Here is a 14,370-nt window from a genome sequence, read left to right as displayed (position 1 = left end):
GCCGTGATCACCACCTCGGGCAAGGGGGTCGCGGTCGCGGGGGTCCTGCTCCTGATCGCCGGCTGGTGGCTGGACTATCCGGAGCTGGTCGTCATCGGGCTCGTGTGCGTCCTGGCGCTCGCGATCTCCGCGCTGTGGATGGTCTACCGGCCGTCGCTCGACGCCGTGCGCGAGATCCAGCCGCTGCGCGTCCAGGAGGGTGAGCTCGCCCGCGGCGTCGTCACGCTGACCAACACCGCGCGCCGGCGCAGCCCACCCGTCCTCGCGCTCGAGCGGTTCGGGACTCGGACGATCACGCTCCCGCTGCCCAGCCTCGCGCCAGGCGCCTCGCACGCCTCTACCTATCCCCTGCCCACCGACCGGCGCGGGGTGTTCCCGGTGGGTCCGCTGTCGATCGGGCACACCGACCCGCTGCGCCTCATGCGGATCTCGCACGACTACGCGTCGACCGGGGCGCTGACGGTCTACCCCTTGCTCCACGCCGTTGCGGTGCTGCCCAGCGGCCGGTCGCAGGACTCCGAGGGTCCGACGTCGTCGAGTGCGCCGCGCGGAGGCATCGCGTTCCACAGCCTGCGCGAGTACGAGCCGGGCGACGACCACCGCCTGATCCACGCGAAGGCGAGCGCCCGCACGGGGACCCTGATGGTCCGGCACAACGTCGTGCCGCAGGAGCCGCGCCTGATGATCGTGCTCGACACGTCGGCCGACCCGTACGACGCCCAGAGCTTCGAGGAGGCGGTCCGCGTGGCCGCGTCGCTCGCGGTCGCCGCCGTCGACGGGCGCTTCCCCCTCGCCCTGCACACGACCGGCGGCGCGGCCGTCGTGGTCGACCGCACGCGCGACCGCAGCGAGGTGCTCGACCTGCTGGCACGCGTCGAGCCGTCCGCCGACGACCCCGGCCTGGCCGCACTGCTCCGGCTGACGCCGCGGGAGGAAGGCGTCTCGCTCGGTGTCGTCACGGGGCAGCCGTCGCCCGAGCAGCGTGCGGCCGTCTCCCGGGCGCGCGGGCGGTTCCAGATGGTGTCCGTCGCTCAGCTGGGCGAACGGTTCGGCCGGCGGGCCGCTCCGCTCGACGGGGCGCTCGTCGTGAACGTCGCCACGAGCGAGGACTTCGCCGAGGCGTGGAACTCGCAGATCAGGGGCTGAGGTGGCGGACAGGGGGCGGTGGAGCGCGACCGCGGCGGTCGTGCTGGAGCTGGTTCTCGCCGCGGCGGGGGTGGCCGCGGCGTGCCTGGCGTTCGGCCCGTACTTCGCCGGGTCCGCCTGGCTCGCCGTCGTGCTCGGCGCCGTCCTGGCCGGGACGGCGCTGGCCGTCGCGGGCGCCCTGTGGCGGTGGCCCGCGTGGCTCCTGGCACCGGTGGGGCTGGTCGGGCTGTACCTCTACGAGCTGCTCGCGCTGCGAGAGTGGCCACCGGCGCCGCTCGCCACGGGACAGGACCTGCTCTCCGGCTGGGACCGCATGCTCACCGTCGCACTGCCGGCGGACCCCGGACCCGAGGTGCTCGCTCTTCCCGTCGCGGCCGGTTTCGTCGCCGCCTACGTCGTCGCGATCCTCGTGCTGCGGACGGCAGCGGTGGTCACGCTGTCCCTGCCTGCGCTCGGAGTCCTGCTGCTCGCGCTGGCCATCACCGCCGAGCGGGGCACCACCCAGGTGCCGGTCACGGTGGGCGTCGTCGCGTGCCTGGGCCTGCTGGTCCTCGTGCGCGCCAACCGCCCGGACCCGGCGGCGGTGGTCAGCCGGACCGTGGCCGCCGAGCACGACCGCGCCGCGGAGCTGGACAAGGCGGTCGGCTCCGACGCGGTCGCTGCACGACGGACGTCGGCCGTCGGTCGCGTGCTGCTGGGCCTGCCGGGGATCGCGTTCGTCATCGCCCTCGCCGCGGCCGGCGCCCTGCTCCTGCCGATCGCCGACGGCAGCGACCGCGCCGACCCGCGCGACTCCCACGAGGCCGAGGTGCAGGTGACCGCGGGGCTCTCGCCGCTGGTCGAGCTCAAGCCGCAGCTGGTCGGGCCGGCCACGAAGCTGTACACGGTGAAGGTCACGGGCGAGCACGCCGACCGGGTCGACCGGATCAGGCTCGCGGCCCTCGAGGACTTCGACGGAGCGCTCTGGAGCCAGGCCGGCACGTTCGTCCTGGCCGGCAGCCAGCTGCCGCACCCACCGACGCCGGAGGCCGGCGCCGACACGGTCACGCTCGAGATCGCGGTGCTGACCGGACGCAGCCCGTACCTCCCGGTGGTCGGGCAGCCCCTCACCCTGACGGGCACCCCCGTCGCCATCGAGGAGGAGAGCGGCTCGCTCGTGCGCGCGCAGACGGACGACGCATCCAGGGGCGCCGTCTCCTACACCGTCACGGCGGAGCTGGCACGGCTGGCGAGCGCCGACACGGCCGACCTGCCGGACGCCCCGGCGCGCCTCACCGCCCTGCCGGACGTGCCCGCCTGGGTCTCGACCCAGGCGCAGGCGGCGCGTGGTGAGTGGAGGACGCCGTGGACGCAGCTGGAGGGCATGCAGGAGTTCTTCCGCGCGCGCCCCTACGAGGTGGCCGCCCGACCCGGGCACTCCTACGGCGCGGTGAAGCGCACCCTCGTCGGGGACACCACCGAGGCGGGGAACGCCGAGCAGTACGCCTCCGCGTTCGCGATCCTCGGACGCTCCCTGAGCTACCCGACCCGGGTGGCGGTCGGGTACCTGCTCAAGCCCGAGGAGCTCGAGGGCGACACGTACACCGTGACGGCGGCCGACGTGCACGCGTGGCCGGAGGTCCTGCTCGAGGGGTACGGGTGGGTGGCGTTCGACCCGACGAACACCGACAACCCGGCCGGCCCGAAGCCGCCCCGCGACCCCGAGGACCCCGTGCTGCCCTCGGACGACGCGGTGGCCCAGCCCGCGCAGCCCGACGCGTCCGCCCTCGACCAGGCAGCGGAGGGCCCGGGCACGCTCGCGACGGTCGCCCGCGGCTCCGCCTACGCGATCGCCGGGCTCGTGCTGCTCGGCCTCCTGCTGCTGGCCGCCATCGTCGTGGCCAAGATGGCCAGGCGCTCGCGTCGTCGGCACCACGGCAGCCCTGCGCAGCGCGTCGCCGCGGCGTGGCGCGAGACCACCGACCGGCTCCGCGAGCTCGGGATTCCCACCCCGCAGTCCTGGACCTCGATCGAGATCGCGCAGCATGCGCTCGCGGGAGGCCGCCCGGTCGGTGACGACGACCTGCTCGCCCTGGCCCGGCTCGAGACCGCCTCGGTGTACGCACCGACGGAACCGTCGGCGGCCGTCGCCCAGCAGGCGTGGGAGCTCGAGCAGAGCGTGCACGACGCCATCGCCGCCGGTTGTCCGCTCGTCGTCCGGGTGCGCGCCGCGATCGACCCCCGCCCGCTGCTCGACCCGGGGGGTCGGTGGGTCCGTCGCACCGCCGCGCCCTCGCCTCCTGCGAGCAGCGAGGCGTCTGCGCCGCGAGAGCTGGATGCCGTCGGTGCGGGTCGCTCCGGCGAGAGCTGAGCCATGCTGCGAGACTCCAGCAGGACGCCACGGCGCAGGGGTCATCGCACCCTCATGACCGCCGCGATCGCGTTCGTGGTGGTCGCGACGCCGCTCGCCATGGCCGTCTACCTGGGCGCCGGTGCACCTCTCGAGAGTGCGCGGCAGACCAGCGGACGCGCCTGGGTGGCGTCCCCCGAGCAAGGGGTCGTCTCGCTCATCGACGGCTCGTCGCACGAGGTGGTCGTCTCCGTGCCGGCACCCGACGCGCTGGTCGGAGACGATCTCGCCGTCACGCAGGCCGGCTCCTCCGCGTACGTCGTGGACCGCACGCTCGGGACGGTGGCGCGCATCGACGGGGGGACCTTCGAGGTCTCGGAGCCCGCCCCGATCGCCGACCCGGGCGGGCACCCGCAGGTGCTCCAGGGCGGCGGCGCGCTCTACCTCATCGACCCCGTGCGCCGCATCGCCTCCCGCGCCGACCCCGACACGCTCGAGGTCGAGGCCGAGCTCTCTCTGGCGGCACAGCCAGGGGACGGGCAGGCCGTCGTCGACGACGCCGGTCGGCTCTGGGTGATCGACGCGACGAGCGGTGACCTGATCTGGTTCGACGAGGCCAAGCACTCGGTCGACGACCTGGCGACGCCCGCCTCCCAGCTGGTGCTGGTCCAGGGCGGAGCGGTCCTGGTCGACGTCGAGGGTGCGCGCGCGATCCGTCTCGGCGCCGAGGGCGGCGAGGGGCGGTGGTCCTGCGTCGGCCTGCCGCCGGGATCCACCGCGAGCCTGCTGGGGTCGGTCAGCGGGGACCAGATGTTCGCCGCGGTGCCGGACGACGGCAGGTTCGTCGTCGCGCGCGTCGGCCGCGACGACTGCGCGACGAGCGTCCAGCTGGCCGACCCCGGGACCGCCGACTTCGGCCCGTTGGCCCAGGACGGCCGGTACGTGTTCGTGCCCGACCGCTCGACCGGGCGCACGGCGGTCGTCGACACCGTCCGGGGTGCGCAGGTCGCCGACCTCTCGCTGACCGCGCCCGGCAACCGGGTCGAGCTGACGGCCAAGGACGGGATCGTGTTCTACAACGACCTCGACTCCGACGTGGCCGGGGTGCTCGCCCTCGAGGCGGGCGACTGGAAGGTCGCCGGCGCGGTGCAGAAGTACGACCCGGCGACCGACGAGGGCGTCGCCGTCGTCGGCGGGGACGCCGGAGCGGAGGGGTCAGGCGACTCCGGCCTGACGGGCGCTCCGGCGGACTGGGTCGTCCAGGTGCCGACCGGAGAGAACCCGTCGGCACCGTCCGCACCGTCAGGCTCCGTCGTGGGCAGTCCGGTCATCACCGAGATCCGCGTCCGCCCCGACCCCACGGTGCTCGGCCTGCCCGTGACGTTCACCCCGAAGGTGAGCGGCTCGGCGGGCAGCCAGTGGAGCTGGACCCTCACCGCGGCCGACGGCTCCGTGGTCTGGGAGTCGGACGAGGTCGGTGCCGTGGAGACCGTGATCACGGGGTCGGTCCCGGAGACCTACACCCTCGGCCTGGAGATCGTCGACGCCCGCGGGCACCGCACCAGCACCGAGCGGCCGGTCGACACCGTGCTCGTGCCGACACCGCACATCGAGGCCTTCCTGCTCGAGCACGCCGAGCCGGCCGTCGGCCAGGTCGCCAACATCGCCGCCGTCGAGTCCGGCCTCTCCGGTGCGGAGGCGACCTGGGAGTGGAGCGTCCTGGTCGACGGCAAGCCGTTCGTGTTCGCCAGCCAGCCCCCGGCGGGAGCACCGTTCCCGATGGTGTTCGCGTCGCCGGGGACCTACGACGTGATCCTGACGGTGACCCACGTTGACCTCGTCGCGACGGAGAGCACGACGGTGACGGTGTCCGACCAGTGCGGCCCCGCGCTCGCCGGCAAACGGTTCGTGGACCTGCGTGCGGACGGGACGGCCACGATGGACGTGCTCGCGCGCAGCTGCTTCGTCGACACGACCGTCGGGATCGAGCTGCCGCCGTGGCTGTCCGGCGCATCGTCGGTGGACGTCCCCGCCGCGGGCAACGACGAGGTCGAGGGGCAGCAGCGCAGCAAGGCACCACAGCCGGTGCCGGTCGACGTCACCGTCGTCGGGAGCCCGCCCGCGGACGGGCTGGTGCCGGGCGCGATCACCCTGGTGCTCGGCGACCGACGCGTCCCGGTCGACGTGCGCGTGAACCTCCCCCCGTCATGGTCGACAGATCCTGAGTGCACGGCCCCCGACGACGCCAGCGGCGGGCGCACCCGGTTCAGCGCCGGCCTGGTCGACGCCGACTCCGGTTCGCTGGTGGTCCGGCTCACGCTCGACGGGGTGGACGACGCCCCCGACGACGGGTACCTGATGCTGCCCGTGCGCGGCGAGCCGGGACGCTACGAGCTGCTGGGACCGCCGACCATGCCGCTCGCGGGTGCGACGAGCTTCTCGGTCCGGGCCACCGACCGGTTCGGCGCCGAGTCCGAGATGCGCAGCGCACCCGTCGGGGGGTGCGCAGGATGAGGCCGAGCCTTCGCACCCCGGCGGCCCGCCGGTACCTCGGTCCTGCGACGGCCGCCGTGGTCGTCGCCGTGCCGCTCGCGTTCACGGTGCTCGTCGGGCAGGGCAACGACGTCCACGAGCTCGCGCAGTCGACGGGGTCCGCCTGGGTGGCGTCGCCCGGCGCGGGGACGGTCACGCTGATCGACGGGCCGTCGGAGGAGATCGTCGACAGCCTGCCGTCGCCGGGCGCGGCCGCGGGCGACGACCTCGGCGTGGTCCAGCGCGGGTCGTCGGCGCTCGTCGTCAACGAGACTCGCGGGACCCTTGCCCGCGTCGACGGGGCGACGTTCGCCGGGGGGACCCCGGTGCTGGTCGCCGACCCCGGGTCACCTCTCACGGTCCTGGAGGGCGGCGACCAGGCCTACGTCGTCGACGCGACCCGGAGGACGACCACCGTGCTCGACGCGGACGAGCTGACGCTGCAGGCCACGATCTCGCTGTCCAGCACGCCCGGCCCCGGCCAGACGGCCGTGGACGGCGACGGTCGGCTCTGGGTGGTGGACAGCGGCGGCAGCGGGATCGCGTCGTTCCGCGGGTCGGACCGGGTGGTGCGGGGCCCGGCGGACGCGTCGGCGCAGGTGGTGCTCGTGCAGGGCAAGGCGGTGCTCACCGACCTCTCGGGCGGTCGTCTCGGTGTGCTGCGTCCGGACGGTGAGGTGGCCGGGTGGACCTGCCTGGACGTACGCCCGGACGACGACGTGCAGCTGCTCGGCTCGGCGACGTCACCCCACGTGTACGCCGCCGTGGCGCAGACCGGCAACGTCGTCGTCGCGTCGCTGTCGGGCGACTGCCAGGACGTCGTCCCGGTCGCCGGCGAGGCGGGCCACGACTTCGGCCCCATGGTGCAGAGCGACCGGTTCGTCTTCGTGCCGGACCGCACCACGGGACGCACGACGATCATCGACACCGCGGACCTGTCCACCACCGACACGTCCGAGCTGGCTCCACCGGGGCACCGGCTGGAGCTGGCCAGCAAGGACGGGATCGTCTTCTTCAACGACCTCGACGGCGGGACCGCGGGGGTGCTGACCTGGGACGGCACCACCTGGCGCCAGGGTGAGGCGCTGCAGAAGTACGAGCCGGCGGACGCGTCCCTGACCGAGGTCGCCGTCCCGCAGGAACCGGTCCCGGCTCCCGCCACCCCGCCGACGGACCCCGCCCCCCCGGCGCCGACGGAGGAGGAACCACCGACGGCTCCCCCGGCGGGAACGCAACCGCCCGCCGCACTGGTTCCCGCGCCGCGCCCGTCGGCAACCACGGCGTCGACACCGGCCCCTGCGCCGACCCCGACGCCTGGGGCGACCAAGGCTCCCCCGGCGCCGCCGGTCGTCGTCTCGCTCACGTCGACACCGACGGACGTCCAGTCCGGCGTGCCCGTCTCGTTCGACGCGACCGTCGCGGGTGAGGTCACCTCCTGGAGCTGGCGCATCGCCACGAGCGGCGGCACCGAGCTGGCCACCGCGACGAGCGCGGGGTCGACCTCGTTCACCTTCCCCGACGACGGCGACCCGAACGTGGTCGTCACGCTCACGGTGACCGGTCCGGGTGGTTCGTCGGCCCCCGCGCAGCTGCCGATCACGGTGGCCGGACCACCCGTCGCGACGCTCACCGTGACGGTCTCCGGCGGGACCGTGGACATCGACGGCACCGAGTGCTCCGACGTCTGCGCCGTCGAGCTCACCCCGGGCACGACGGCGGGTCTGACGGTGCCGAGCCGCCAGTTCCCCGCGGTGTTCGACGGGTGGGGTGGTGCGTGCTCGGGCACGGCGGGCTGCGACGTCGTGGTCTCGGAGGACACCGCGGTCACCGCGACGTTCCACCAGGCGCCGGTCGAACCCGAGGACTGCCTGGGGTACGACCACGGCGGACTGACGGTCGTGGCAGAGACCGGCGGGTGGCTGCTCACCGACGGGCCGTCGCGCATGCTGGTGCTCGACTCGGAGGAGGACGGGAACAACGCGCTCGCGGTCGCGCAGCACTTCACGACGCAGTGCTTCATCGGGCGCCCGAACGCGGAGATGGAGTACTGGAACGGCCCGTCGCCAGGCGCCCCGTCCCTGACCCGAACGGACTGCATCCCGTACGACAACACGAACCTCACCATCCGCTCCGCGCCCAGCGGCTGGCAGCTCATCCAGGGGTCGATGCTGATGGCCACGTTCGAGACCGAGGCGGACGCGGGACGCGGGCTCGTCGTCGCCCAGGCGAGCGGTCGCCAGTGCTTCGTCGGGAGGGTGTCACCGCCGGGCGAGACGACGTACTTCCTGCCGTGAGCACCCCTGCCGGCACTCAGCCGAGCAGGCCCTCGCACGTGCGCCGGATCAGCTCAGCGGTGCGGCGCAGGTCCGGCGTCGCCAGCGGGCTGGACCCCCGACGTTGCCACCGCCGCAGCGCCTCGATCGCCGCGGCACGCACGTCGGCGTCCGCCGCGTCGGCGTCGAGCCCCAACCGCTCGCGCGCGGAGGACCCCTCGACGCCCAGCAGCCGCTCCGCGTCCAGGAGCGCGTCGTCGTCACCCAGGTCCAGCTCTCCGGTGCGCAGATCGCCGAGCAGGCGGAGCTCGGTGAGCTCGTGCGCTCCTGCGAGGACGCCCTCGATGCGCCGCCGCAGCGCGCCGGTCTCCGGCACCGGCTGGGCGCTCAGGGCGGCCTCGACCGTCCGGACGGCGTGCTGTGCCTTGAGCACCCCCGCGCGGGCCATGAACCGTTCGAGGAGCAGCGCGCGCACGTCCTCGAGCCCGCTGAGCCGGCGCAGCGCGGCCGCGAGGGCGCCCGCGTCCGGCGCGGACCCGAGCCGGACCAGGCTCACGCACAGCCGGACCCCGAACAGGCCGAGCACGTCGAGCAGCTCGGCACGCACCTCCCGCGTCGGACCCAGCTCCGGCCGCGCGTCGAGCAGCCGGTCGGCCGACAGGAGCAGCGACGTGGGGGCGTCCGCCAGGGCGACGACCGCCGCGTGCTGCCGCTCCTGGAGCCCGGTCGACGCCAGCGCGAGCAGCCCCGAGACGGACACCACCGTCTGCACGAGCGACCGCACCCGCGGGTCGGCGGCGTACTGCGCGGCGATGCGACCGGCGACCTCCAACGAGTCCTCGCGGCCGCCCGCGATCTCGTCAGCGCGCGACAGGATGCCGACCGCATTGACGGGCGACGTCCCGGCGTCGTGCTCGTCGGACATCGAGCGCAGGAAGCCGACGTCGGCGGTGTGCAGGTGCCGCATCAGGTAGAGGACCGCGTCGGCCCCGGGGGCGGAGTCGACGAGGAACGCCTCGGTCCGGGCCGACACCTCGCGCCGGGCCGAGCCGATGCCGGGGGTGTCGATGAGGGTGAGCCGCTCGAGCCGGCCGTTCGGCGTCTCGACGACGAGCTGGGCGACGTCGTCGACGGACAGGGCACCGAGGTCGATGCGGGTCTGCCCACCGGCGCGGACGAACGGTACCTGCACCGGCTCCGTGCCGAACGGGTAGGCCCAGGCGCGCGTCGCGGGGCCGTTGACGTAGCTGGTCACGATGCGGGTGCACTCGGTCGCGTCGGTGGCCGCGAGCCGTTCCCCGACGAGTGCGTTGAGCAGGGTCGACTTGCCGGCCTTCACCCGACCGGCGAACGCGACCCGCAGCGGGCCGTCCCACCGGTCGAGGACGTCCTGGAGCTCGTCGGCCTCGGGCAGGCCCTGGTACGCCACGCGGGCGTCGAGGAGCAGGGCACGGACCGCGGTGGACGTCGCGCTGCTCACGCGGGCACCGGGAGCAGGTCGGTGAGCAGCGCGCCCACCTCGCGCTGCAGGCTGCGCAGCGCGTCCAGCTCCGAGTCCAGCTCGGCACGTCGGGTGGCGCGCGCCTCGTCGTTCCCGGTCATCGAGGTGGACAGCGACTCGGCCGACCGGGTGGCCGTGGTGAACAGCTCGCTCGCCCGCGCGGAGAACGTCTCGCGCAGGCGACGCTGCAGCCGACGGACGGCGTCACGGGTGTCCTTGCGTGCGGCGGTGTCGACCTCCTCGAGGTACCCGGCGACGGCACGGTCGGTGTCCGCGCGCAGGGCACGCAGCTGTGCCTTCTGGGCGCTCTGCCAGGACTTCCCCGCCAGCACGGTCGACAGGACGAGCGCGGCGGGCAGCACCACGGGGAAGGCGAGCCCGAGCACCAGGCCGGCGGCGTGCGTGATCATGGCGCCCGCCGACCCGCCGCGCAGGGCCACCAGTCCCATGTCGAGCCGCGAGGCCGACGCGGAACCGGTCGGCGCGAACGCGATGTCGCGCACCGCGCCGGGCTCGTCGCCGCCGAGGTCGAGGCCGCGCCGGAGCTCGGCGGCGGCGGACCCGAACTGCTCGGCGACGGCGTCTGCGACGTCGTCGGCGTGGGTGCGCGCGACGCTCTGGTGGTCGAGGAGCAGCTCGGTGGTGCGCTGCTGCAGCCAGGGCCCGAGGTCGGCCGCGAGCCGCGCGGGTGGCATCTGCGCGATCCGTTCGGACGCCTCCCGGCGCAGGGCCCGGATGCGCACCGTCAGGTCCATCTCCACCTCTGCTCCGAGGTCGGCCATCCGGTCGAACAGCACCTGCTGCCAGCGTGAGCCGGCGGTCCGCAGGTCGGAGGCCTGCTCCCGCGCGCGCGCCCACGCCTGGCGCTGCTCCTGCGCGGCCGGGTCCGCGTCCAGGCCGCGGCGCTGGGCCGTGAGCTCGGCGACGAGCTGGCCGACGACGCTGGCACCCACCGCGGCGGCGGACGCTCCACCCGACCCGACGACGCCGGTCTGCTCCGCGGCGAGCCGGGCGGTGAGCTGGGGATAGCCCGACTCGAGCAGCAGCTCGCGGTCGCCCTCCCGCAGGCCGTGGTGGCGCAGCGGTGCGGACAGCGGGAAGAGGTCGATGCTCAGGCCGGCTGCGGCCAGGTGCTCGGCGTCCGCCGCGACGATGCGGCGCCACTGCGGGTACAGGTCGACGCGGGTGACCGCGCCGAGCACCACCGGGCACAGTGCGGCGGCCTGCGTGAGGAACTCGATCTCGGCGGCCCCCAGCTCCGCTCCCGCATCGGTGACGAAGACGAGCACGTCGGCCACGGCGAGGGCGCGCAGGGCGATGCCCGCGTGCGTGGACGCGAGCCCGCCGCTGATGCCGGGCGTGTCCACCAGGACCAGGCCGCCGGCGAGCAGCTCGCGCGGGAGTCGGATCTCGAGGGCACGTGCCGACGGCCCCGCGTGCCCCGTGGCGACCGTGTCGAGCTCGGCCGCGCCGACCGCCGCCCCGCGGGACGATCCGGGGCTCTCCTCGTCGAGGACGTGCGCCTCGAGCCGCTCGCCGTAGCGGACGTAGGTCGGGATCGCCGTGGCGACGTCCGCGTCGGTCGCGCAGACCCGGGCGCCGAGGAGCGCGTTGACCAGCGAGCTCTTGCCCTTCTTGAACTCCCCGCAGACGACGACGCGGCAGGCCGGGTCCGCCAGCCGCGCCTGCGCCACCTCGACCCGCGTCCGCAGGTCGGGCCGGTCGTGACGTTCCGCAGCCCGGGCGATCGCCGCAAGCACGTGCTCCACGTCGCCCCCCATGTCCGCATTGTCCCTGCCCAGCCACCCGCCGGGAAGCCGACGGGTCGCGTTGAGTTCTTGTGGAGCCGTTGTTGAGGCCGGCTGGGCACGCTGTCCGGGTGACGACGACGACGATGCGGCGGCCGACGATCGAGCTCTCCACCTACACCGAGCCCGCACCCCGGGTGCGGCTGCGGATCGGCGTGCAGGGCGGGGACTGCCTGACGCGGGCGGGGCTGCGGTCCATGCTCGGCGAGCTGCAGGACCTGGAGGCCGCCTCGTCCGACGGGCACGTGGACATCGGGATCGTCGTCCTCGATGCGGTCACCCCGCAGGGCATCGCCGCCCTGAACCAGCTGAGCGCGGCCGGCGGGGTCCGGGTGGTCGTCCTGCTGGGCGAGGTGAGCACGGAGGCGGTAGCGCTGGCCGTGCAGGCGGGGGCCGTCGGGCTGCTGCGTCGGCGCGAGGTCACCGCGGACAGCCTCGGGCACCTGCTGCGGTCGGTCGCCGCGGGCGAGGCCGTCATCCCGCCTGACCTCCTGGCGGCACTCATGCCGCGCCAGGGTGCGGCCGGTCCGACGGCGACTGCCCCTCGGCTGCTCGCGATGGCAACCCTCACGGACCGGGAGCGGGACGTCCTGCGGATGCTCGGGGACGGTTCCGACACCCGCGAGATCGCGCGCGCCATGAGCTACTCGGAGCGCACCGTGAAGACGGTCATCCAGGACATCACGCGGCGGTTCGGCCTGCGCAACCGCTCGCACGCCGTCGCGTACGCCGTGCGCCAGGGGCTGATCTGACTAGGTGCCGACGATGTCGTCTGCCGATGGGACGAGCGGGTTGCTCAGCGGGTCAGCGAGGTCGTAGCCGGCGCCGTACTCCGCCTTGTCGGTGAACCCGTCGGCGTCGGAGTCGAGGCCGAAGGGGTCGGAACGCAGGACCTGCTCCAGCCCGTCATCGAGCGTGTCGCCGTCACTGTCGAGGCCACCGGGCAGGGCGCCGTCGAGGGTCCCGTCACCGTCCGAGTCCGCCGCGAGCGGGTTCGTGCCCAGGCCGAGCTCGGCGGAGTCGCCGATGAGGTCACCGTCCGAGTCGCTCGTCGCGGCGCCGGTCCCGGTCACGAGGAGCTCGTAGCCGTCGGAGATCCCGTCGCCGTCGCTGTCCACCAGGAACAGGTCGAGGCCGAGCTTGGCCTCCAGCACGTCGGTGATGCCGTCCCCGTCGGTGTCCAGGCCTGGGTCGACGGGCACGTCGACGCCGGTGCCGTCGGAGATGCCCGGGATGACCGCCGCGAACTGGAACCGTCGCTCGCTGGCCTCGCCGAACAGCACCCCCTTGGTGGGGTTCATCGCCTCGATGGTGCGGCCGTCCCCCATGCTGATCGCGACGTGCGCGTTCCCTGGCCGGCTGCTCTCGCCCGGCTGGGGCTCCCACGGGAAGTTGAACAGCAGCGCGCCGGGGGTGTCGATCGCCTCCTCGACGGGAACCACGAGGCCGAGCTCCTTGAGCTCGAGGTACTGCCGCCAGGACGCGTGCGGCAGGTCGACGCCCACCCGCCCGGCGGACCAGCTCACCAGGCCGGAGCAGTCGAACGTGTCCGGGTCCGCGTCGTCCACGTCGACGGCCGCGCCGAAGACGTACGTGTCCCCCGCCTGCGCCGTCGCGGCGTCGAGGAACTGCTGCAGCGCGCCGCTCTGGTGCCACTCCCCGACGTCCGCACCGCCGCCGTCCCCGCCTGCCGCGGTGACGTCGCCGTAGCCGTCGGTGCCCGCCCAGGACCCGCCGACGGGGTCGCCGTTCAGCTGCGCCGCCACCTCGGCCTCGGTCCGGTAGCTCAGGTACCGCGCACCGGCGCCGCCGTGCGTGACGGTCCAGGGCGAGATGTCCGCGCCGCCGCCCGACACGTCGAACGCGGCCTTCGCGTTGGCCAGCGGGTCCGACAGGTCGACACCCTGCAGGCTGGGGTGCGCCGAGACGTTGATCTGCCACAGCCCCCGCGAGTCCTCCCCGACCGCGTTGTGGGCGCCCGTCTCGCCGCCGGACTCCGCCAGGGCGATCGCGGTCATGGTCGCGGCCTCGTCGGGCTCGAACCCGGCGAGGCGGGCGAACCTGTAGATCTCCCGCGCCTCCAGAACGCTCACCCGTCCAGGCTAAGCCGGTCCCCCGGAGGAGTGAACGGCCCTCGCGGGTGGTCTTGCCTGCCCCTTCGGGCACCACCTGCGGCGGGGCGTGTCCTGCGCGCAGCACCCGGCGGACGATGGAGCGATGATCTCCGACGTCGACGCGGCCCTCAGTGCGCTGCTGCGCGAGGAGGTCCTGCGCGGGCAGAGCGCCGAGATCGCGTTCGACGCCCCCACCACCGAGTGGGCCGCCCGCCGCAACGGTCCGGTCGTCGACGTGTTCATGTACGACATCCGCGAGGACGTCGAGCGCCGCGACGCCGCCGCGCAGCCGGTGCGCGACCAGCGCGGCCGGATCACGGGCCACCGGCCAGGACCGCGCTACTTCCGGCTCTCCTACCTGCTGACCGCGTGGACCAGCCGCCCCGAGGACGAGCACCACCTGCTCGGGCAGATGCTGGAGAACCTGGTGCGGTTCGACCGCATCCCCGCGGCGCACCTGTCCGGGCGGCTGGCCGACGAGCAGGTCGTCCTGCAGGTGGCGCTCCCCCCGGGTGAGGACCGGTCGCTGACCGACCTGTGGAGCGCACTCGGCGGGGAGATGAAGCCGTCGCTGGACGTCGTGCTCATCGCCCCCCTGCAGCCGGCGAAGGAGTTCGTCGCCGGCCCGCCCGTGCGCGAGCGGGACCTGCGGGTCGTGGAGCGCTGA

9 protein-coding genes are annotated in these 14,370 nt (G+C 74.5%); 6 read left to right on the top strand and 3 right to left on the bottom strand.

All coding sequences use genetic code 11. From position 1 onward, the window contains the following. Nucleotides 1-3: 3 nt before the first annotated feature. From J2X26_RS10360 to J2X26_RS10345, 4 genes are read left to right on the top strand one after another with little or no spacing between them, the layout of a single operon-like run. Nucleotides 4-1,146, top strand: a complete 1,143-nt coding sequence (locus J2X26_RS10360) for a DUF58 domain-containing protein (protein ID WP_307491998.1) — start codon at nt 4-6, stop codon at nt 1,144-1,146. A 1-nt stretch (nt 1,147) separates the two neighbouring features. Further along, nucleotides 1,148-3,496, top strand: coding sequence for a transglutaminaseTgpA domain-containing protein (locus J2X26_RS10355; protein WP_307491997.1), 2,349 nt, complete (start codon nt 1,148-1,150; stop codon nt 3,494-3,496). A 54-nt stretch (nt 3,497-3,550) separates the two neighbouring features. Continuing rightward, the gene (locus tag J2X26_RS10350) at nt 3,551-5,989 is read left to right on the top strand and encodes a hypothetical protein (RefSeq protein WP_307491996.1); all 2,439 of its coding nucleotides are present in this window, start codon (nt 3,551-3,553) and stop codon (nt 5,987-5,989) included. After that, on the top strand, nt 5,986-8,301 hold the full coding sequence (locus J2X26_RS10345; RefSeq protein ID WP_307491995.1) for a hypothetical protein: 2,316 nt from the start codon (nt 5,986-5,988) through the stop codon (nt 8,299-8,301). The genes J2X26_RS10350 and J2X26_RS10345 overlap by 4 nt, the downstream gene beginning before the upstream one ends. Nucleotides 8,302-8,317: 16 nt before the next feature. Here the strand turns inward: J2X26_RS10345 and J2X26_RS10340 are convergent, their stop codons facing one another. Both J2X26_RS10340 and J2X26_RS10335 read right to left on the bottom strand, forming a co-directional pair. Continuing rightward, nucleotides 8,318-9,760: a dynamin family protein gene (locus J2X26_RS10340; protein ID WP_307491993.1), complete on the bottom strand. Its 1,443-nt coding sequence runs from the start codon at nt 9,758-9,760 to the stop codon at nt 8,318-8,320. After that, complete coding sequence (locus J2X26_RS10335) at nt 9,757-11,562, bottom strand: dynamin family protein (protein ID WP_307491991.1); 1,806 nt, start codon at nt 11,560-11,562, stop codon at nt 9,757-9,759. Before J2X26_RS10335 ends, J2X26_RS10340 begins: the two co-directional genes overlap by 4 nt. A gap of 98 nt (nt 11,563-11,660) precedes the next feature. Here J2X26_RS10335 and J2X26_RS10330 point away from each other — a divergent pair, with 98 nt between their 5' ends. Beyond that, nucleotides 11,661-12,341, top strand: a complete 681-nt coding sequence (locus J2X26_RS10330) for a response regulator transcription factor (protein ID WP_307491990.1) — start codon at nt 11,661-11,663, stop codon at nt 12,339-12,341. Here the strand turns inward: J2X26_RS10330 and J2X26_RS10325 are convergent, their stop codons facing one another. Further along, the gene (locus J2X26_RS10325) at nt 12,342-13,682 is read right to left on the bottom strand and encodes an NlpC/P60 family protein (RefSeq protein WP_307491988.1); all 1,341 of its coding nucleotides are present in this window, start codon (nt 13,680-13,682) and stop codon (nt 12,342-12,344) included. Nucleotides 13,683-13,806: 124 nt separating this feature from the next. On the opposite strand from J2X26_RS10325, the gene J2X26_RS10320 reads away from it, so the two are divergent. Next, nucleotides 13,807-14,370, top strand: coding sequence for a DUF4255 domain-containing protein (locus J2X26_RS10320; RefSeq protein ID WP_307491987.1), 564 nt, complete (start codon nt 13,807-13,809; stop codon nt 14,368-14,370).

Origin of the sequence: Cellulomonas humilata (assembly GCF_030814415.1) — a bacterium.
Lineage (GTDB): Bacteria > Actinomycetota > Actinomycetes > Actinomycetales > Cellulomonadaceae > Cellulomonas > Cellulomonas humilata_A.
This window is presented reverse-complemented; position numbering and strand designations above follow the sequence as displayed.

What these genes read in the sequence shown, in the direction of transcription:
- J2X26_RS10320 (WP_307491987.1), top strand. Translation starts at nt 13,807, where the DNA reads ATGATCTCCGACGTCGACGCGGCCCTCAGTGCGCTGCTGCGCGAGGAG.
- J2X26_RS10335 (WP_307491991.1), bottom strand. Translation starts at nt 11,562, where the DNA reads ATGGGGGGCGACGTGGAGCACGTGCTTGCGGCGATCGCCCGGGCTGCG.
- J2X26_RS10350 (WP_307491996.1), top strand. Translation starts at nt 3,551, where the DNA reads ATGACCGCCGCGATCGCGTTCGTGGTGGTCGCGACGCCGCTCGCCATG.
- J2X26_RS10345 (WP_307491995.1), top strand. Translation starts at nt 5,986, where the DNA reads ATGAGGCCGAGCCTTCGCACCCCGGCGGCCCGCCGGTACCTCGGTCCT.